At 69.0% G+C, this 19,245-nt stretch carries 18 protein-coding genes; 8 read left to right on the forward strand and 10 right to left on the reverse strand.

Annotated elements, in window-relative coordinates; all coding sequences use genetic code 11:
- Positions 1-24: 24 nt before the first annotated feature.
- The 6 genes from FL625_RS07020 (at position 25) to FL625_RS07045 (ending at position 6,141) form a co-directional block, all read left to right on the forward strand.
- Entirely contained in the window at positions 25-1,107 is a 1,083-nt protein-coding gene (locus FL625_RS07020) for an FAD-binding protein (protein WP_149587928.1), read from the forward strand.
- A complete protein-coding gene (gene glcF, locus FL625_RS07025; protein ID WP_149587929.1) occupies positions 1,107-2,396 on the forward strand; it encodes a glycolate oxidase subunit GlcF in 1,290 nt (429 codons plus the stop codon). The genes FL625_RS07020 and glcF overlap by 1 nt, the downstream gene beginning before the upstream one ends.
- A gap of 86 nt (positions 2,397-2,482) precedes the next feature.
- Positions 2,483-3,310 carry a trypsin-like serine peptidase gene (locus FL625_RS07030; protein WP_149587930.1) on the forward strand — a complete coding sequence of 276 codons (828 nt, stop codon included), beginning with the start codon at positions 2,483-2,485 and terminating at the stop codon, positions 3,308-3,310.
- A complete protein-coding gene (locus tag FL625_RS07035) occupies positions 3,307-4,185 on the forward strand; it encodes a trypsin-like serine peptidase (protein ID WP_149587931.1) in 879 nt (292 codons plus the stop codon). The genes FL625_RS07030 and FL625_RS07035 overlap by 4 nt, the downstream gene beginning before the upstream one ends.
- A 158-nt stretch (positions 4,186-4,343) precedes the next feature.
- Entirely contained in the window at positions 4,344-4,814 is a 471-nt protein-coding gene (locus tag FL625_RS07040; protein ID WP_149587932.1) for an Hsp20 family protein, read from the forward strand.
- 106 nt (positions 4,815-4,920) lie between these two features.
- Positions 4,921-6,141, forward strand: a complete 1,221-nt coding sequence (locus tag FL625_RS07045; protein WP_149587933.1) for a trans-sulfuration enzyme family protein — start codon at positions 4,921-4,923, stop codon at positions 6,139-6,141.
- Between the two features lie 67 nt (positions 6,142-6,208).
- Here the strand turns inward: FL625_RS07045 and FL625_RS07050 are convergent, their stop codons facing one another.
- The 10 genes from FL625_RS07050 to ubiA all read right to left on the reverse strand — a co-directional run bounded on the left by FL625_RS07050 (position 6,209) and on the right by ubiA (position 17,728).
- Positions 6,209-8,329: a vWA domain-containing protein gene (locus tag FL625_RS07050; RefSeq protein WP_149587934.1), complete on the reverse strand. Its 2,121-nt coding sequence runs from the start codon at positions 8,327-8,329 to the stop codon at positions 6,209-6,211.
- A complete protein-coding gene (locus FL625_RS07055; protein ID WP_149588044.1) occupies positions 8,326-8,862 on the reverse strand; it encodes an RNA polymerase sigma factor in 537 nt (178 codons plus the stop codon). Before FL625_RS07055 ends, FL625_RS07050 begins: the two co-directional genes overlap by 4 nt.
- A gap of 146 nt (positions 8,863-9,008) precedes the next feature.
- On the reverse strand, positions 9,009-9,503 hold the full coding sequence (locus FL625_RS07060; RefSeq protein WP_149587935.1) for a peptidoglycan-binding protein: 495 nt from the start codon (positions 9,501-9,503) through the stop codon (positions 9,009-9,011).
- A gap of 133 nt (positions 9,504-9,636) precedes the next feature.
- Positions 9,637-10,770 (reverse strand): pyridoxal phosphate-dependent aminotransferase, encoded by a 1,134-nt coding sequence (locus tag FL625_RS07065; RefSeq protein ID WP_149587936.1) that lies wholly within the window; start codon positions 10,768-10,770, stop codon positions 9,637-9,639.
- Positions 10,771-10,861: 91 nt separating this feature from the next.
- Positions 10,862-11,596: an SDR family NAD(P)-dependent oxidoreductase gene (locus FL625_RS07070; protein ID WP_149587937.1), complete on the reverse strand. Its 735-nt coding sequence runs from the start codon at positions 11,594-11,596 to the stop codon at positions 10,862-10,864.
- Positions 11,597-11,653: 57 nt separating this feature from the next.
- Complete coding sequence (gene yghU / locus FL625_RS07075) at positions 11,654-12,505, reverse strand: glutathione-dependent disulfide-bond oxidoreductase (RefSeq protein ID WP_149587938.1); 852 nt, start codon at positions 12,503-12,505, stop codon at positions 11,654-11,656.
- A 156-nt stretch (positions 12,506-12,661) separates the two neighbouring features.
- A complete protein-coding gene (locus FL625_RS07080) occupies positions 12,662-14,140 on the reverse strand; it encodes an NAD-dependent succinate-semialdehyde dehydrogenase (RefSeq protein ID WP_149587939.1) in 1,479 nt (492 codons plus the stop codon).
- A 189-nt stretch (positions 14,141-14,329) separates the two neighbouring features.
- Positions 14,330-14,659: a hypothetical protein gene (locus FL625_RS07085; RefSeq protein ID WP_149587940.1), complete on the reverse strand. Its 330-nt coding sequence runs from the start codon at positions 14,657-14,659 to the stop codon at positions 14,330-14,332.
- Positions 14,656-16,674: an OmpA family protein gene (locus FL625_RS07090; protein WP_235019347.1), complete on the reverse strand. Its 2,019-nt coding sequence runs from the start codon at positions 16,672-16,674 to the stop codon at positions 14,656-14,658. The genes FL625_RS07085 and FL625_RS07090 overlap by 4 nt, the downstream gene beginning before the upstream one ends.
- Before the next feature lie 67 nt (positions 16,675-16,741).
- Entirely contained in the window at positions 16,742-17,728 is a 987-nt protein-coding gene (ubiA, locus tag FL625_RS07095; RefSeq protein ID WP_235019348.1) for a 4-hydroxybenzoate octaprenyltransferase, read from the reverse strand.
- Between the two features lie 12 nt (positions 17,729-17,740).
- Between ubiA and FL625_RS07100 the strand changes: the two genes are divergently transcribed.
- Entirely contained in the window at positions 17,741-18,493 is a 753-nt protein-coding gene (locus tag FL625_RS07100) for a 16S rRNA (uracil(1498)-N(3))-methyltransferase (RefSeq protein ID WP_149587942.1), read from the forward strand.
- Positions 18,490-19,041: a hypothetical protein gene (locus FL625_RS07105; RefSeq protein ID WP_149587943.1), complete on the forward strand. Its 552-nt coding sequence runs from the start codon at positions 18,490-18,492 to the stop codon at positions 19,039-19,041. Before FL625_RS07100 ends, FL625_RS07105 begins: the two co-directional genes overlap by 4 nt.
- Positions 19,042-19,245: the final 204 nt, after the last annotated feature.

A 19,245-nucleotide genomic window follows, 5' to 3' on the forward strand; every position in this document is an offset into this window, starting at 1 on the left:
GAGTATTTGGGCAAAGGGCAAGGCATGCGGCCTTCGAGCGAAGCGGAACTGGCGGAAGCCGTGGCGGGGGCTGCGGGGCCGCTGCTGGTGCGGGGCGGAGGCACGCGCACCCTGGGCCATGCGGTCGGTGAGGTGCTGGAGACCGCGGGCATCTCGGGGGTCGAACTCTACGAACCTGGCGCGCTGACGCTGGTCGTCCGGGCAGGCACGGCCCTGGCCGAGGTGGAGCACGTTCTGGCGGGGGAACGGCAGCGGTTGGCCTTCGAGCCGCCGGACCTGCGCGCGATCCTCGGGCGCGAGGGCGTTTCGACCATCGGCGGAGTGGTGGCCGCCAACGGCTCGGGCCCGCGCCGGGTGCAGGCGGGCGCGGCGCGGGATGCCTGCCTGGGGGTGCGGTTCGTGGATGGCACCGGGACGGTGGTGCGGAACGGCGGGCGGGTGATGAAGAACGTCACCGGCTATGACCTGGTGAAGCTGATGGCCGGCAGCCGGGGCGTGCTGGGCGTATTGACCGAGGTGAGCCTGAAGGTGCAGGCGATACCGGAGGCGGAGGCGACGCTGGTCGTCGAGGGTCTGGACGATGCGGCCGGGCTCGCTTGTCTGCGGACGGCGCTGGGTTCGCCCTTCGACGTCTCGGGCGCGGCGCGACATTCCGGGCAAAGCCTGATCCGCGTGGAAGGCATGGCCGGGTCCGTCGCCTACCGCATCGGGCGGCTGAAGGCGCTGGTCGGGGGCGAGGCGACGGTGGTCGAGGGGGAGGAAAGCGCCGCGCTCTGGCGCAGGGTGCGCGATGTCGTGCCCTTGCAGGGCAAGGCGGGGGAGATCTGGCGGATTGTCACCCTGCCCACGGCTGCGGCCGGGATCGTGGCGGCCGTGGGCGGCACCGCGCTCTGGGACTGGGGCGGGGGGCTGATCTGGCTGTTGTCCGAACCCGGACGCGGTGCGGAGGTCGCGGCAGCCGTTGCGGGCAAGGGCCATGCGACACTGGTGCGCGGGCAGGGCGGCCCGGTCTTTCCCCCCGAGGCGCCGGAGGTGGCGGCGCTGGTGGCCGGGTTGAAGGCAAGGTTCGATCCGAGGGGGATTCTCAATCGCGGGATGATGGGCTGATGCAGACGACCTTCACGCCTGAACAGCTGGCCGACCCCGGCATCGCGCGCGCTAACGAGATCCTGCGCTCTTGCGTGCATTGCGGCTTCTGCACCGCGACCTGCCCGACCTATCAGGTTCTGGGCGACGAGCTCGACAGTCCTCGCGGGCGGATCTACCTCATCAAGGACATGCTCGAGGCCGGTCGGCCGGCCGACGAGAAGACGGTGAAGCACATCGACCGCTGTCTTTCGTGCCTCGCCTGCATGACGACCTGCCCCTCGGGCGTGCATTACATGCATCTGGTCGACCACGCGCGGGCGCATGTCGAGAAGACCTATCGCCGACCCTTCATGGACCGGGTGCTGCGCGCGGTGCTGGCCCGGGTGATCCCCTATCCGGGGCGGTTCCGGCTGGCGCTGCTGGCGGCGAAGATCGGCAGACCCTTCGCCCGGGCGATCCCCGATGCCCGGCTGCGGGCCATGCTGGCCATGGCGCCGAAGACCATCCCGCCGGTCAGCCGCAACGACGACCCGCAGGTGTTCCCGGCGCTAGGCGAACGCCGGATGCGCGTGGCCCTGATGACCGGCTGCGCGCAGAAGGCGCTGAACACCGACATCAACGATGCGACGATCCGCCTGTTGCGCCGGCTCGGCTGCGAGGTGGTGGTGGCGAAGGGTGCTGGCTGCTGCGGGGCGCTGACGCATCACATGGGCAAGGAGGACCTGGCCCATGCCAGTGCCGCCGCCAACATCCGCGCCTGGATGGCCGAAAAGCGGGAGGGCGGTCTCGATGCCATCGTCATCAACACCAGCGGCTGCGGGACCACGGTCAAGGACTATGGTCACATGTTCCGCACCGATCCCGCCCTGGCCGAGGATGCAGCGACGGTCGCGGGGCTGGCGAAGGACATCTCCGAGGTGCTGACCCGCCTCGGCCTGCCCGAGGGCGCGCCCAAGGGCCTCCGCGTGGCCTATCACGCGGCCTGTTCGCTGCAGCACGGGCAACAGATCAAGTCCGCGCCGAAGGACCTTCTGAAGCGGGCCGGCTTCGAGGTGGTGGAGCCCGCCGACAGCCATCTCTGCTGCGGCAGCGCGGGCACCTACAACCTGTTGCAGCCCGAGATCAGCGCCGAGTTGAAACGGCGCAAGGTGGCCACGCTCGAGGCGAAGGCCCCCCAGGTCATCGCCGCGGGCAACATCGGCTGCATGATGCAGATCGGCTCGGGCACCGGGATTCCGGTCGTCCACACGGTCGAACTGCTCGACTGGGCGACCGGCGGGCCACAGCCGCGGGCGTTGCAGGGCTGAGCGCAACGCCGCGCTTGCGCGACCGGCCGCAAATCCGCCAAACTTCCCGCGTAACGCTGAGGTCCGCGCGGAAAGGGAGGGGCTCCATGCGTCATCTGTTCCCCGGGCTTCTGGCGGCGGGGCTTGCGCTTTGGGTCGCGATCGGGACGGTCAAGCCGGTCCTGTCCGAGGAGGCCGGGATGGTCCGGCTTCAGACGGCAGACGATTCCCGCGGTTGGGATGCGGTCGGCAAGCTGATCCTTGGTGACCGGGGCTTCTGCACCGGGGCGCTGATCGGGCCGCAACTGGTGCTGACCGCTGCGCACTGCCTTTACGACAAGACCACCGGCGTGCAGCTGCGCCCCGAGGAGATCGAGTTTCAGGCCGGCTTCCGCAACGGCCGGGCCGTCGCCTACCGCCGGGTCAGTCGGGCGGTTGCCCATCCGGGCTATCGCTACGGCACGGCCGACAAGCTGGACCGCGTGACCGACGATGTGGCCCTGCTGGAACTTAGCCAGCCGATCCGGTTGCCGTCGCTGTTGCCCTTCGAGACCGGCGCCGCCCCGGTCGAGGGCGATGCGGTCGATGTCGTCTCCTATGCGCAATACCGCGAGGAGGCACCCTCGATCCAGGAGGCCTGCGAGGTGCTGGCGGGCCGCCGCAATGCCCTGATCCTGACCTGCAACGTCGATTTCGGCTCGTCCGGTGCGCCGGTGTTCAGCGTCCGCGACGGGGTCGCGCGGGTGGTCTCGGTCATCTCGGCCAAGGCCGAGGTCGATGGCCGCAAGGTCGCCCTGGCCGTGCCGCTGGCCGAGCCGCTGGCCGCACTGCGCAGCGCGCTCGAGGCCAGCAAGGCCGGCTCGACGGCCGGGGGCAAGTCGGTCAGCATCCTGTCGGGCGGTACCGGATCCGGGGCAAAGTTCCTGAAGCCATGAAAAGCATTTTCGTTCTGCTTGCGGCCCTTCTTGGCGCGACGGTGTCGCCGCAGGGTGCCGCTGCGCAGAATTCGGGACTGGACGCCTTGCTCACGCGCGAGGAGCTGCGTGGGTTCGAACCCGTAGGCCGGGTCGATATCGAAGGCGGCGGCTTCTGCACCGGCGCGCTGATCGCCCCCGATCTGGTGCTGACTGCCGGTCATTGCGTGCTGAACCGCGACCAGTCGGCGGTCCCGGCCGAACGGATCAGGTTCCGCGCCGGACTGGCCAACGGAACCGCGCTGGCCGAATCTGCCATCGCCCGCACTATCGTCGATCCCGCCTATCGCAGCCTCGACCCGGCCCCTCCCGAGATGATCGCCCGCGACGTGGCCCTGTTGCAGCTGGCGGAACCGATCCCGACCTCGCTGATCTCGCCCCTGACAGTGGCGCGGCCCGGCAACGGTGACGAGGTGAGCGTCGTCTCCTATGCCATGGGCCGGGAAGAGGTCCTGTCCTGGCAGCGACTCTGCCATGTCGTCGGGCGGCAGGACCAGCTGATCGCGATGGATTGCGATGTCACCTTCGGGTCGTCGGGGGCGCCGGTGCTGGACCGCTCCGGCTATCGCGCGCGGATCGTCTCGATCATTTCGGCGGGCGCCGACGACGACGGCAAGCCCGTTGCGGTCGGCATGGAACTGCCCGCGCTCGTCGATCGGCTGAAAGACGCGCTGCGCCGCGGGCAAGCGACCAGCGTCGCCCAGGCGCCGGAGGCCGTGACTGTCGGCCTTGCCGCGCCGTCGATGCCCGGAAAGCCCGTGCGGCGGATCGAGCTTCAGGGCGACAAGCGCATCGGCATCGGGGGCGGGTCGGGCGTCCGCATCATCTCGCCCTGACCCGAACCTCGATCCGGTGCGCAGCCTGCGCCCAGGGTCTTGAAAGCCGGTTTCTGCCTTCCTACCTCACGGCTATCCGGGTGCCATGACGGGCCCGGTGACACCCGCCTTGCCCTTGCCGAGGGAAGGCCCCTGACATCGCTTCCAGGAGGATGACAATGCGCAACCTTGATTTCGCCCCGCTTTACCGCGCCACCGTCGGCTTCGACCGCATCGCCGATCTGATGGACCGGGTCCTGTCCACTGACGTGGCCCAGCCGACCTATCCGCCCTACAACATCGAAAAGACCGCCGAGGACGCCTATCGCATCTCGATCGCCGTGGCCGGGTTCACGCCCGAGGAACTGAGCGTCGAGGTTAAGGACGGTTCGCTCTTCATCTCGGCCCGCAAGTCGGCCGACGAGACCGAGCGCACCTACCTGCACCGCGGCATCGCCACCCGCGCCTTCGAGCGTCGCTTTGCCCTGGCCGACCATGTCCGCGTGACCGGCGCCGTGCACGAGAATGGCATGCTGCACGTCGATCTCGTCCGCGAAGTGCCCGAGGCGATGAAGCCCCGCCGGATCGAGATTACCCGTGCCAACGGCGCGACCCCCGTCATCGAGGCCAAGCCCGAGACGGTGAACTGATCCATCCCTGGCCGCTTGCAGGAGCCCGGGTTCCCGCCCGGGCTCTTTCACGTCTTGCAAGCCGGTTGCGGGCAGCGGATGAAGGGCCAAAGGAAAGGCTCGCCGAATGTCCGATCAGCCGCTGCCCCCCGATCAGATGCAGCCCGCAACCCGCGCCCTGGATGCCGGTCTCGTGCCCGACCCGCTGACCGGGGCCATCGCGCCGAACCTGGTCGCTTCGGTGAACAATGTCTTCGCGCCGGGCTCGGCCGGGTTCTCGGCCGAGGGTGCCGACCTGACCGAACAGCCCTTCCTCTATGCCCGCTGGACCAATCCGACGGTTCGCGCCCTGGAAGAGCGGCTTGCCGGCCTCGAAGGCGCCGAGGATGCGCTGGCCACCGCGACCGGCGTCGCCGCCGCCGCCGCCGTGTTCCTGACCTTCCTGAAGGCAGGGGATCATCTGATCGTTTCGGACGTGTGCTACGCGGGTGCCTACGAACTGGCCACCCGCGTCCTGCCCGACCTCGGCATCGCGGTCACGCCCTGCGACCTGACCGATCCTGCCGCAGTGCGTGCGGCGCTGCGCCCCGAGACCCGGCTGATCCATGCCGAAACGCCCTGCAATCCGATCCTGCGGCTGACCGATCTTGCACCCCTGTCCGCCCTGGCGCGCGGGGCAGGGGTGCTTCTGTCGGTGGACAGCACGCTGGCGACGCCGGTCATCACCCGGCCGCTCGATCACGGGGCCGACCTCGTGATCCATTCGCTGACCAAGTTCATGAACGGTCATGGCGATGCGCTGGGCGGGGCGGTGATAGGCCGGAAGGATCTCGTCTCGCGCCTCCGCTCGCGTGCCGGGGTGTATCTCGGGGCGAGCCTCTCGGCGCAGAACGCCTGGCTGATCCTGCGCGGACTGGACACGCTGTTCCCCCGGATGCGCATGGCCTGCGCCACGGCGGAACGCCTGGCCGCCTGGCTTGCCGGGCACCCTGCCGTCTCGCGCGTCACCTGGCCCGGGGCGGCGGACCATCCGCAGCATGACATCGCCCGGCGCCAGATGGCCCTGGGCGGCGCGATGATCGCCTTCCAGACCCGCTCGGACCCCGCGACCGTCGCCGCCCGCATGGCGGAACGGTTCCGCGTGATCCATTACGCCTTTTCCCTGGGCCACCAGCGGTCGATCTGCGTTCACATCGGGACCGGGGAAATCCAGCGCAGCACCTTCCGCATGGAGGGTGCTGCATTGGAGCGTTGGAAGGACTGGGCGGGCGAGGGGGTCTTCCGGTTGTCCGTGGGCCTGGAAGACCCCGCCGACCTGATCGCTGATCTGGCCCGCGCCCTCGACTGACCGCTCCTCGTCGACTGCGTCGCTCGTCGCTGCGACGAGACGGCGCAGCCGATCGAGGAGCCGCCGCCTATTTCGACAGGCTCTGCGCCAGCCGCATCAGGTTCACCGCCTCGATGCGGTAGCCGAACGGATCGTCGCCCCGGTTCGCCACCGCAAGTTCGATGGCCTCGTCCCAGCCCCAGTCTCCCAGGTAGGCCGAGCCTTGCAACAGCTGGCCGAACCCGGCGATCGCGGCGGCAAAGCGGGTTTCGGCGCTGGCCGGTTCCTGCCCGGTGATCGGCGTCTCGACCAGCGTCGAGGTTTCCGCGCCCGGCGCCTTCCAGCGCAGGCGCAGGAAGCCCAGCTCGCCCGAAGCCTCGCCCGTCGCCGTCGCGGTGCCGTAGCGCAGCGGATCGTTCAACAGCGCGTCCGACCCCGGTGCCGTGACTTCATAGATCGCCGTGACCTGCCGCCCCGCGCCGATCTCGCCCGCGTCCACGCGGTCGTTGTTGAAATCCTCGCGACGCAGGGCGCGGGTCTCGTAGCCGATCAGCCGGTATTCGGCGACCGTGGCCGGGTTCCATTCCACCTGGATCTTCACATCGTCCGCGATGGGGAACAGCGCGCCCGTCAGCTGGTCCACCAGCACCTTCCGCGCCTCGCCAAGCGTGTCGATGTAGGCCGCGGTCCCGTTCCCGTTCTGCGCCAACGCCTGCATCACCGCATCGTCCAGGTTCCCCCGCCCGAAGCCCAGGACCGACAGGTAGGTCCCCGTCGCCCGCTGCCTGGCGACATAGGCCTCCAGCCCGTCCGGGTCGCTGACGCCGACATTGAAGTCGCCATCCGTCGCCAGAAGGATCCGCGTGACCTCGCCGTCCGCCTTCATCCCCTCGGCCACCTGGTAGGCCAGCTCCAGCCCCTCGGCCCCCGCCGTGGACCCGCCCGCCATAAGGTTGTCGAGCGCCGAAAGGATCGCCGCCCGGTCCCCCGCCCTGGTCGGCGGCAGCACCTCGCCGGCCGAGCCGGCATAGGTGACGATGGCCACCTGATCCTCGGGGCGCAGCTCCGCCAGCATCAGGGACAGCGACTGCTTCAGCAGCGGCAGCTTGTTGGCATCCTCCATCGACCCCGAGGTGTCGATCAGGAACACAAGGTTCAGCGGAGGCCGTGCGGCCACTTCGGGCAAGGCCCCCTGGATGCCGATGGTCACCAGCCGCGTGCCGGGGTTCCAGGGCGTCGGCATCACGGCTATGGTCGAGGCGAAGGCCGCGTCCCCCTCGGGTGCCGCATAGGCATAGGGGAAATAGTTCACCATCTCCTCGATCCGCACCTGGTCGGGCGTCGGCAGATAGCCCGCGGTCAGCGAGGACCGCACCACGGCATAGGACGCGGTATCCACGTCGATCGAGAAGGTCGAGACGGGTTCTTCCGCCGCCACCTTCACCGGGTTCGGGGCGGCGTTGGCATAGGCCTCGGTGTCCTCCATCGGGAAGACCCGGACATCCGGGGCAGACACGGAGGGCAGGGCTGCCGGAGCAGAGGCGAAGTCCTCCGTCCGCTTGGCCTCGGTCCGGGCGCGGGGGGCGGCATCCATGGCCAGCCCGACGGCCCCCGGATCGACGGGCAGCGCGTCTGTTGCCATCTCCGGCTCCGGCATCTCGGCAAGGTTGTCGCCTTCCGGGCTGATGGCGGTCGGCGGCGGGGCGGGCTCGACCGGAGCCAGCCGGGCAAGGTCATCGGGCACGGGAAGCGCAAGGGGTTCAGGCGCCGCCGGTTCGGCCTCGGCCATCGTCGAGTCGGTTGTGCCCGCGCCAGTCACCGGAGCGACCGGCGCAGTTTCGGTCTGGCTCTGCGCCGCGACGGTGTCGGGCTTCGGGGCCTCGGCATCGGTGATCGCCGGTGCGGGTCTGTCGGGCGCACCGATCCGCAGGTCGGTGACCGGCAGGATCACTGCCACCCCGATCAGCAGGGCGGCTGCCGAGGTGGTCATGGCAAGGGCAGGGCGGGCAGTCAGGTAGTGGAACATGCGACGTACTCCGTTCAGGGGGGCCGCGCCGTGGCGGTCCTCACTGGAACGGACGGGCCCGTTCGATTCTTGGAGCCGGTCGAAATTTTCCACCGCCAGCCGCATCGCCCGCGCCTTCGCATCGCCGTCCGGGGGCGGCGCCGCCTTCAGGGCACGGCGGAGGTCGTCGAGATCGTCGGTCATTCCGCCTCCTCCCTTGCCATGGCCCGCAGCCGTTTCTTCACTTCACTCATCCGCCAGGCGATCGTGCCCTCGGACACGCCCAGCACCGCCCCGGCCTCGGCCTGGGTCATCTCCTCGCCCAGGACCAGCGCCACGGTATCCCGCAACTCGGGCGAAAGCCGCGTCATCGCCTGGGCCAGCCAGTCCGCCGCCTCGGCCTGCGACGCGATCTCGTCCTGGCGCGCGATCTCCCAGTCGCCCCAGCCCTGCGCGGCGCGCGCCCGGGTCGCCTGCCGCCGCCGCAGGTCATGCGCCGCATTCACCACCACGCGGTAAAGCCAGGTTGTGAACCTGGCCTCGCCCCGCCAGTTGCGCAGCTTGGACGGAAGCGCGGCGCAGATGTCCTGCGCCAGGTCCTCGGCCTCGGCCTTCGAGCCGGTCAGCCGCCAGGCCAGGCCGTGAACCCGGTCATAGTGGCGCCCGACCAGCGTGGCAAAGGCCGCCCGGTCGCCCCGGGCGGCAGCGGCAGCCAGCAACTCGTCGGACGTTTCCATCAGCATCACGTTACCTGTGACGCAGCCCGGCCGGCAATCCTTGGGCCGGGCACGGAAATCCCGACCCCGCACGAAAAGCGACCCGGCCCGGGACGGAGCCGGGCCGGGCGACGGAACGGGGTCCGGTTCGGCGCGCAAGGCGGCGATCAGTAGATCATGCCGTCGTAGAGGCCATAGGCACCCGAGGTGCTGCGCAGGCTGGCCGAGGCGCCCTCGTCGCGGGCATAGGCCACGATCGCGTTGTAGGTGCCGGGCCCGAAGGCGCCGTCGATGCCGCCGCGATAGTAGCCCCAGGCGCGCAGGTTGCGCTGGATCGCCTTGCGTTCCGACAGCGAATAGCTCTGGAAGGCGCGGGCGGCGGGGGTCGAATAGATCGAGGTGCCGACCGTGCGGCGCGGCTCGACATAGCTGTGGCGCGGCTCGACGAAGTTCGGCGCCGGAGCGACATAGACCGGGGCCGCCATCCGGGCGCGGCGGCTCTTGATGATCTCGTCGACGATCACCGCAGTTGCGACACCGGCGACGAAGCCCTGTTCCCTGTCGCCCCAGGCAAGCGCAGGGGTGGCGGGAACGGCGGCGATAGAAAGCGCGGTCAGGCCGGCAAGGAGGGTAGTCTTCGCAGCGTTGAACGAGAGCAGCATGGCATGTCCTTTCGTGAGTGACCCGAGGCAGCCGGGCCGATGCGATCGGTTATGGCCATCCCGCTCACGCTAGGCAAAATCAGCCGCGCGCTAGGCAAGAACGCGCGTCTGTTATCGGATAACACCTGGATTTTCAGATGGTTGAGCGATCCGGCAGCTCTCGCAGGGCAGCAGAAAGCCGGTCTAAACCTTCGTTGAGACGCGCTTCCGGCCCCCCGCCCGCCCCGATGCGCAGATGGTGGGGCAGACCGTAGGCCGAACCGGGCAGCAGGAAGGTCCGGTAGGGCGGGCGCAACAGCGCGCGGGCCAGCGATTCGCCGTCCGAGCCCTCCAGCCGGGCGAGGCCGATCAGCCCGGCCTGCGGGCGATGCCAGGAAAGCCGCGGCTCGTCCGCGACAAAGCGGTCGAGCAGGTCCAGCGTCGCCCGCCCCTCGGCCCGCGCCCGCTCCAGCGCCGCCGCCAGCCTGTCGGGCCGCAGCGCCACCTCGGCGATATGCTCCCCCAGCACGTTCATGATTTCCGAGCCGTTCTCGCGCAGGATCATCGCGTCGCGGATCACCTCTGGCGCCTGGCAGATCATCCAGCCGGTGCGCAGCCCCTGAAGCCCCAGCGCCTTCGACACCGATCCGGTGGTGATCCCGAACCGCGTCATCCCGGCGATGGCCGGCGGGCGCGGTCCGGCCCACTCCAGCCCGGCATAGACTTCGTCCACCACCAGCCAGATACCGTGCCGCTCGGCCACCCGGGCGAGCGCTTGCAGATCGGCCTCCGGGATCAGCCGCCCGGTGGGGTTGTTCGGGTTGGTCAGGAAGATCATCCGGGTCTTCGGGGTCACCGCCCGCGCCACCGACTCCGGGTCGAGCCACCAGCCGCGCGCTTCGTCCCGCGCCACCTCGACCAGCCGCGCGCCGATGGCCCGGGCCATCACCCTCGCCTGCGGCCAGCCGGGCGCCTCGGTGACGATCTCGTCGCCGGCGGACAGAAGCTGGCGGAACAGAAGATAATTCGCCTCGGCCGCCCCCGCCGTGATGAGGACAGACTCCAACGGCACCGAAAGCCCCGTCTGGTCCAGCACCCGCTGCCGAAGCGCGGGAAGGCCGAGGAAGCTTTTCCCGTTCCAGTCCAGCGACAGCTCGGGGTCGAGGTCGGGCAGGAAGTCCTTCAGCCGCGGCGACCGCGCGAGCGAAAAGCCGATGAAACACTCCGGCGGGTCCTGCGCGGTGGTCTCCAGGAGGTAATCGAACAGCTTGTGAATGGTGACCTTCATCCGCCCTCTCGCGCCCCCCGGACTTTTCGAAAAGTCCGGACCGGAGCCTTCAAAGGCTCCGTTGCGATTTCTTCGAAGAAATCGCTCCCCCTCACCGCACGTCGCGTCCCTGGTTCAGGATGATGACATTGCCCGAGGACACATCCCCCGCGGGCGAGATCAGGAACCCGACCCAGGCCGCGATCTCCTCGGGCCGCATCGCGTGCCCATGCGGCATGGCGCTGATCGCCCGCGCAAGGACCTCTTCGGTCAGCACGTTGAACAAGGGTGTCTCCGTCATCGCCGGCGCGATCGAGTTCACCGCGATCTTGTCCCGCGCATAGCGGCGGGCAAGGTCCTTCGTCAGCGTATCCATCGCCGCCTTCGAGGCCCGGTAATGCGGCGGGTCGAAGACATCGAAGTTGTAGGCGCCGTTCGACGAGATGTTCACGATCTTGCGCACCCCCGGTCGCCCGGCCATCGCCTTCACCGCCTGCTGACAGCAATGGAAGGCGGACGAGAAGTTGATCGACATCTGCCGGTCAAGTTCATGCGCCGGGATCTCCGGGAAGTCCGACATGAAGCATGTCCCGGCGTTGTTGACCAGCGCATCCACCCCGCCGAACCGCGCCACCAGCCGGTCGAAAAGGTCCGCGATCGCCTCCGCATCGGTCAGGTCCACCGCCTCGGCCACGAAGCCCTTGCGGTCCGCGGCCATCGCCAGCAATGCCCCGCCGTCGATGTCTACACCGACGACGGTAAACCCGTCCGCAAGCAGCCTGTCGACAAAGGCCCGGCCCAGCCCGCCTGCGGCTCCGGTTACGACGGCAATGCGGGCGGTGGTCATGGCGGCTCTCCTTACTGGAAGGCCAGCCTAGGCGAAGGCCCGTGCCGGCTCAACCGCTCAGGGAGCCTTGGGAAGTTTGTCGAAGTCCGACGGGGAATGACGCTCCGGCAGCTTCTCCCAGTCCTCGCCCCAGGAGCGGTTGACCTTGCGGCCCCGCACCACGGCAGGCCGCGCGTCGATGCGCTTGGCCCAGGCCATGACGTGCTTGTAGCTTTCCACGTCCAGGAACTCGGCCGCGTTGTAGGCCCGGCCCAGCACCAGGCTGCCATACCAGGCATAGATCGCCATGTCGGCCAGCGAATAGTCCCCGGCCATCCACTCATGTGTCGCCAGATGCCGGTCGAGCACGTCGAGCTGTCGCTTCGTCTCCATCGCATAGCGGTTGATCGCGTATTCGATCTTCACCGGCGCGTAGGCGTAGAAATGCCCGAAGCCGCCGCCGACAAAGGGCGCCGAGCCCATCTGCCAGAAGAGCCACGAAAACATCTCGGTCCGTTGCGACGGGTCCTTCGGGATGAAGGCGCCGCCGAATTTCTCGGCGAGGTAGAGCATGATCGAGGCGCTTTCGAACACCCGCTGCGGCGGGTTGACGGAGTGGTCCATCAGCGCCGGGATCTTCGAGTTCGGGTTTACCGCGACGAAGCCCGACCCGAACTGGTCGCCCTTGCCGATGTCGATCAGCCAGGCGTCGTATTCGGCATCGTGGCCGGCCTCCAGAAGCTCCTCCAGAAGGATCGTGACCTTTATCCCGTTCGGCGTCGCCATGGAGTAAAGCTGCAAGGGGTGCTTGCCCACCGGCAGTTCCTTGTCGTGCGTGGCACCTGCGACGGGGCGGTTGATGTTGGCGAAGGCGCCGCCCGAGGGCTGCTCCCATTTCCAGACCTTGGGCGGAGTATAGTCGTTCGGCATCGGAAATCCCCCGAGTTGCGGATCGGTAACGAAGCTAGTGCCTCGGGTCGCCTTGCACCAGAGGCCCGAAACAGCGGGTCGGGACTGCCGGAATGCACAGCACAAATGGCAAGGGGCGGCCCCAGCGGACCGCCCCCCTTCGCCAAGTCCAGCCCGTCAGATCGACAGGCAGACGTATTTCAGCTCCATGTAGTCATCGAGGCCATGCCGCGAACCCTCGCGCCCCAGGCCCGACTGCTTGACGCCCCCGAAGGGCGCCATCTCGTTGGAAATCAGGCCGGTGTTGACCCCCACCATCCCGTATTCCAGCGCCTCCTGCACCCGGGTGATGCGGCCGATGTCGCGGGCGTAGAAGTAGGAGGCCAGGCCGAAGATCGTGTTGTTGGCCATGGCGATGACCTCTTCCTCGGTCTCGAATTTGAAGAGGGGGGCGAGCGGGCCGAAGGTCTCTTCCTGTGCGACCTTCATGTCGGGTTGCACGCCGGTCACCACGGTCGGCTCGAAGAAGGTCCCGCCCAGTTCGTGCCGGCGGCCCCCGGTGACGACCTTGCCGCCGCCGGCGAGCACGTCCTGGATATGCTCCTCGACCTTCTCGACCGCAGCCTCGTTGATCAGGGGGCCGGTCGTGACGCCCGGCTTCAGCCCGTCGCCGATCGACAGCTTCTTCACCGCCGCCGCCAGCTTCTCGGCGAAGGCGTCATAGACCCCGGCCTGCACATAGATGCGGTTCGCGCAGACGCAGGTCTGGCCGTTGTTGCGGAACTTCGAGACCATCGCCCCTTCCACCGCCGCATCCAGATCGGCGTCGTCGAAGACGATGAAGGGCGCGTTGCCGCCAAGCTCCATGCTGCATTTCAGGATCTGGTCGGCGGCCTGCTTCAACAGGATGCGCCCCACTTCGGTCGAGCCGGTGAAGGTCAGCTTGCGGATCAGCGGGTTCTCGCAGAACTCCTTGCCGATGTCCGAGGACCGCTTCGAGGTGATGACCGAGAAAAGGCCCGCCGGAACCCCGGCGCGTTCGGCCAGCACGGCCAGGGCCAGGGCCGACAGCGGGGTCTCGGCGGCGGGGCGCGCGACGAAGCCGCAGCCAGCGGCCAGCGCCGGGGCCACCTTGCGCGCGATCATCGCGTTCGGGAAGTTCCATGGCGTGATGGACGCGGCCACGCCGATCGGCTGCTTCAGCACATGGATGCGCTTGTCGCGCTGGTGGCCGGGGATGATGTCGCCATAGGTGCGCTTGGCTTCCTCGCCGTAGAACTCGATGTAGCTGGCGCCATAGGCGATCTCGCCCTTGGCCTCGGCCAAGGGCTTGCCCATCTCGGCGGTCAGGATCGTGGCCAGGTCGTCCTGGTTCGCCATGCAGAGGTCGAACCAGCGGCGCAGCACCTGGGCGCGTTCCTTGGCGGTGCGGGCCGCCCATTCGCGGTGGGCAGCATGGGCAGCCTTGATGGCGCGGGCGGTTTCGGCCCGGCCCAGATTCGGCAGTTCGCAGATCACGTCGCCGCGCGCGGGGTTGGTGACGGGGAAGGTGGTGGCGTCATCGGCGGCGATCCACTCTCCGGCAACATAGGATTTCGTCGCCAGAAGCGAGGGATCTTTCAGAAGCGATGCGAGATTGGTCACGGAATCGAGCATGGGTGGGCCCTCCTTGTGCTTAGGCCGACAGGTGCCATGCGAGGGGCGCCATGTCCAGTTGCAAGGCGGTTGTCAGGCCAGGGTTTGATCAAATTCCCGGCAAGCTGGACCTGTTCCCCGGAGTTATCGAAAACTCCGGACCGGAGCCTTCAAAGGCTCCGATGCGATTTCTTCGAAGAAATCGACGCCTCACCCGTTCGCGTGCATCCGCTCGATATAGGCGCGCATTTCCTCGGCCTCGTGGCGGGCGTCGCGCAGGCCCTCCATCGCGGCCTTCAGTTCGGCCTCGGTCTGGCTCAGCTGGTTGGACAGTTCCGCCTCGCGCTGTTCCATGTAGGCCAGCGCCTGGTCGCGCAGTTCCTCGGCCTCGTGCAGCGATTGCGCCAGCTTGTCCATCTCGGCCATGTCCCCGCCCTGTACCCGGGTGAAACGGTGCAGAAGCCAATGGGCGAACCAGCCCATTGCGAAGGAGACGAGCAGGATGATGGCGGTGGCGACGACGAATTCGGTGCGGTTCATGGGGTGTCCTGGGCCTTCAGGCCGTCGGGTCGGGGCTTCGGAGCGATCGTCTTTTCGGTCGGCGCGACCGACGGGCTGATGTCGTTCGAGAAATCGGATCCGGTCGCGGCGGAAGGATCGGCACCCGTTGCCACCGGCGCGGCGGGTGCGGGGGCCTCGCTCGCGGCCATCACGTTGCCCGGTGCGCCTTTCAGCACGAACTCGATCCGGCGGTTCGCCTCGCGGCCTTCCTCGGTGCCGTTGTCGGCGATCGGCTGCGCCTCGCCGTAGCCGACCGCCGTCATCCCCGAGACATCGACCCGCCGGCCCTGCAAGGCCAGAAGCACCGCCTCGGCCCTTGCCTGGCTCAGCGCCTTGTTGCCGCCCTCGGAGCCCTGGCTGTCGGTATGGCCGGCGATTTCCATCTGCATCGCCGGACAGTTGGCCAGGATCTTTGCCAGCTCGTCCAGCACCGGGCGCGCGGTGGTGGCGATCTCGGCCGAGGCGGGGGTGAAGGTGATCTTGGTCCGGGCAATGACCGCATTCACATCCGCCGCGCATTCCTCGGGCGTGGGCAGCGCGGCCAGCGGGTCCAGCGCCTCGTCGTAGCGCACGTTGACCCGGAAGGTCTGGCCCTGGCCCAGCGCCTCGGACAGGATCTGCGTGATCCGCCCGCGCGTCTCGGTCGATCCGGTGACGCCGGTCACCTCGACCAGATCGGGCCTAACCAGAAGCCGCCCGGTCTGCACCTCGGCCAGCGCCTTCAGCCCGGCCAGCACCCGGATCGCCCAGCCATCGGGCAGGCCCTCGTCCAGCCGGGTCGCGGTCAGGACCTCGGCCCCGGCAAAGGCCGAACGCGCGAAGGCGTCCACCGCGCTGCGCTGCATCTCGTCGGTCAGCCGTCCGCGCAGCTCGACCCGGCTGTCTTCGGCAAGGGTCGCGGTGAATTCGGCCGGACCCTGGGTCGCCGTTTCCTTCCGCTCCAGCGTCGAGGTCAGCGAGAAGACATCCGGGAGCCCGGTCTCCAGCTCGCCCACCACCTTGTCGAACACATCCTGCGGCACGTCGCTGCCCGCCAGGAGCGTGACATCGGCGTCCGAGAAGGTGATCGACCCCGACCCGAGTTCGGTCACCGCCCGCATCCCAAGGCTCACCGCGTCCGCCCAGCGCGGGGTCGGCGTGCCAAGCCCGACCTGGCAGACGGTCGTCCCGGTGACCCCGACCGCAGCCGCCGCCCGCAGGATCTGGGTCCGCGCGCGGTCGGTGTCGGCAGAACAGCTGTCGAAACGCGCGCCCTCGTCATCGACGACGAAGCGCAGACTGAAGGGGGTGATGACCGGACGCGGCGCCGAGATTTCCATCACCAGCTGCACAGTTTCTGGCGCCAGGCCCCGCAGGTCCGCCTCGACCTTGCGCTTTTCGTCGGCGCTGTCGGTGATCGCCTTGACCTCCACCCGCTCGGCGGTGACCGAGACCTTGGACAGTTCCAGCCGCTCCAGCGCCTTCAGGCCGAAAGCCAGCGCCTCGTTCCAGCCCTCGGGCGCCGGATAGTCCGCCGTCTCCAGCATGTCGGGCAGTTCGCTCCCCTGCGCCAGCGCCGCCGCCGCTGCGGCAAGGTCCGCCTCGGTCATCCCGCCCTCGTCGGGGGTTTCCGGGATCAGGCCGCTCAGCTGGACCTCGTCCTCGGTGCGCAGCATCTCGACGCTGAACTTCGGCGCCTCGATGGCCGAGGCGGGCGCCACGTCCAGCCCGTCGCGGATGCGCGAGGCGTCGATCAGTTCGCCCACCTTGTTCACTGCGCGGAACCGGGCCGCCTCGTTCGGCGCGGTCCCGGTAAGCCGCACCTGCAATCCGTCCGTCGTCACCGTGATCCAGTCGATCCCGGCCTCGGTCAGCTTGCCGCTTACCACCTTCTGGGTGCGCGACTCGATCACCTTCGCCGCCCCCAGCGCGACCGACACCATTACCACCCCGGCAAGCAGGAAGGCGAGAAGGGCAAGCGTGGTCGAGGACAGTCTGGCGAGGCGATGCAGCAAATCGGGTTCCGGAAGACTCAGGCGCCGTGGCGCGATTCCTGCTTCCTAGGGGTTCGGGGCGCCGGGTTCAACCAAGCCAGGCGGCAGCGGCAAGAAATGGCACGGGGATCAGCCCGGCATCGCGGTTCGACCGGAAGACCGCCAGGCACGAGGCCGGGTCGTCCAGGTCCAGCCGCCGCATCTGCCAGCCGATGTGCAGCCCCATCGCCCAGACGCCCGCCAGCGCCACGACAAAGGCCAGGGGGCGCCCGGCCCCGGCATGGGCCAGCACCACCGCCGCCGCGAACAGCGCGAGCGTCGCCGCGAAGAAGCCCCAGAGCCAGGCCCGGCTTTTCGCGCCGAACAGCCGCGCCGTGGATTTCACCCCGATCAGCGCGTCGTCCTCCCGGTCCTGATGCGCGTAGATCGTGTCGTAATAGAGCGTCCAGGCGATCCCGGCGGCATAAAGCGCGATGGCTGCCGGTGGCACCTCGCCGGCATGGGCGGCCCAGGCCAGCAGCGCGCCCCAGTTGAACGCCAACCCCAGAAAGACCTGCGGCCACCAGGTGAACCGCTTGGCAAAGGGATAGATCGCCACCAGCGCCAGCGATGCCACGCCCAGCCCGACGGCCAGCCAGTTGTAGGTGAACAGGATCACGGCGGCCAGGGCCGCCTGCACCACCATCCAGACCAGCGCCGCCTTCACCGTCACCTGCCCCGAGGGCAGGGGCCGCGACCGCGTGCGCGCCACCTGCGCGTCGATGTCGCGGTCGGTGATGTCGTTCCAGGTGCAGCCCGCCCCCCGCATCAGGAAGGCTCCGATCCCGCAGGAAACCGCAAGCCACAAGTCCCAGGCCCGGAACCCGCCGACCCCGCCGGCCAGCGCGATCGCCCAGAGACAGGGGATCAGCAGCAGCCAGGTGCCGATCGGCCGGTCGGCGCGGCTCAGCCGCAGATAGGGGCGCGCCCGGACCGGGGCGTAGCGGTCCACCCAGTTTTCCGGTGGGGCATCCGCGACCCGGCCCCCGTGCGCATCCGCCGCGGCGGCCTCTGGCAATTCGGGCGCTTGGGTCATAGGGTCCGGCTCATGGAAGCGAAGATCAGGCTTTATGTAGATCAGCCGCTCGGGGCGGGGCAAGCCGTGGCCCTGTCGCAGGACCAGGCGCATTACCTGACCGGGGTCATGCGGCTGGGCGAAGGCGCGGCCATCCTGCTCTTCAACGGCCGCGATGGCGAATGGCGCGCCACGCTCGCGCAGGCCGGAAAGCGCAACGCCATCGCGGTCTGCGACGCGCAAACCCGGCCCCTGCACCTGCCGCCCGACCTCTGGCTGCTCTTCGCGCCGATCAAGAAGGCCCGCACCGATTTCATCGTGGAAAAGGCGGTGGAGCTTGGGGCCGCGCGAATCCTGCCGGTCCAGACCCGCCACACCAATTCCGAACGCATCCGCCAGGACCGCCTGCAAGCGCACGCCGTCGAGGCAGCCGAACAATGCGGCGCGACCTTCGTGCCCGAGGTCGCCGATCTCCAGCCGCTCGACCGTCTCCTGCGGACCTGGCCGGAGGACCGCGCGCTCATCTGGTGCGACGAGGCTTCCGCCAGCGCGCCTCCCTCCCCCCCGCGTGGCGGAGGGATGGGGTGGGGGGGCGCGACGCTGCCACCTGCGCCCGCCGCCATCCTGATCGGCCCCGAGGGCGGCTTCTCCGCCGACGAGGCCGCGACGCTGCGCTCGCGCCCCAATGTGACCCCCCTCTCGCTCGGCCCCCGGATCCTGCGCGCGGACACCGCCGCCGTCGCCGCGCTGACGCTCTGGCAGGCTGCCTGCGGGGACTGGCGATGAGCTTCATACGGCCCGAACTTTCCGCCGCGCTCTGGCGCTGGCGCGAAGTGGGGGCGGGGGCGGCGCTCGCCGCGCTGGGCGCCTGGACCGCCACGCGCGGTGGCTATCTGCTCTTGCCCCTCGGCCTTGCCCTCATGGCGCTCGGGCTCGGCTGGACGCTGACCGCCTGGCGCCGCCTGCGCTTTCGGCAAGAGGGCGAGGCCCCCGGCATCCTGCGCGTGACCGAGGCACAGATCGCCTATTACGGGCCGAGGGTGGGCGGCTTCGTCGGCCTGCCCGACCTGTCCGAGATCCGCCTTCTCACCCTGCGCGGCCGCCGGATCTGGAAACTGAAGCAGGCCGACGGTCATCTGCTGCACATCCCGGTCGAGGCCGAGGGCGCCGAAGCCCTGTTCGACGCCTTCGCCACCCTGCCGGGGATCGACATGGCCGCGCTGGTCGCGGCGCTGGGGACGGATGCGCCGGCCTCGGACGCCCGCGTCATCGCGCTGGCCGAGGTCGATCGCCTGATCTGGGCGCGGCCGGGGCAGGGTATCCTCCGGGCCTGAGCCGAAAATTCTTCGCCAAAGAATTTTCGGCCCGCGCAGACCCCGCGTTCCGGACAATTTCTCTGTTCACCTGTTAACAGAAACTGAATCCGCTTCTGTAACCATCTGAATTCATTGTGGTCGATTCTCTGACCACGCTGGACGGCCGCTCTGGGCTCCGCGACCCCCCTTGACTTGGCACCGCCCGCGCGACAGGTCTTGGCC

Origin of the sequence: Tabrizicola flagellatus (genome assembly GCF_008271465.1) — a bacterium.
GTDB lineage: Bacteria > Pseudomonadota > Alphaproteobacteria > Rhodobacterales > Rhodobacteraceae > Tabrizicola > Tabrizicola flagellata.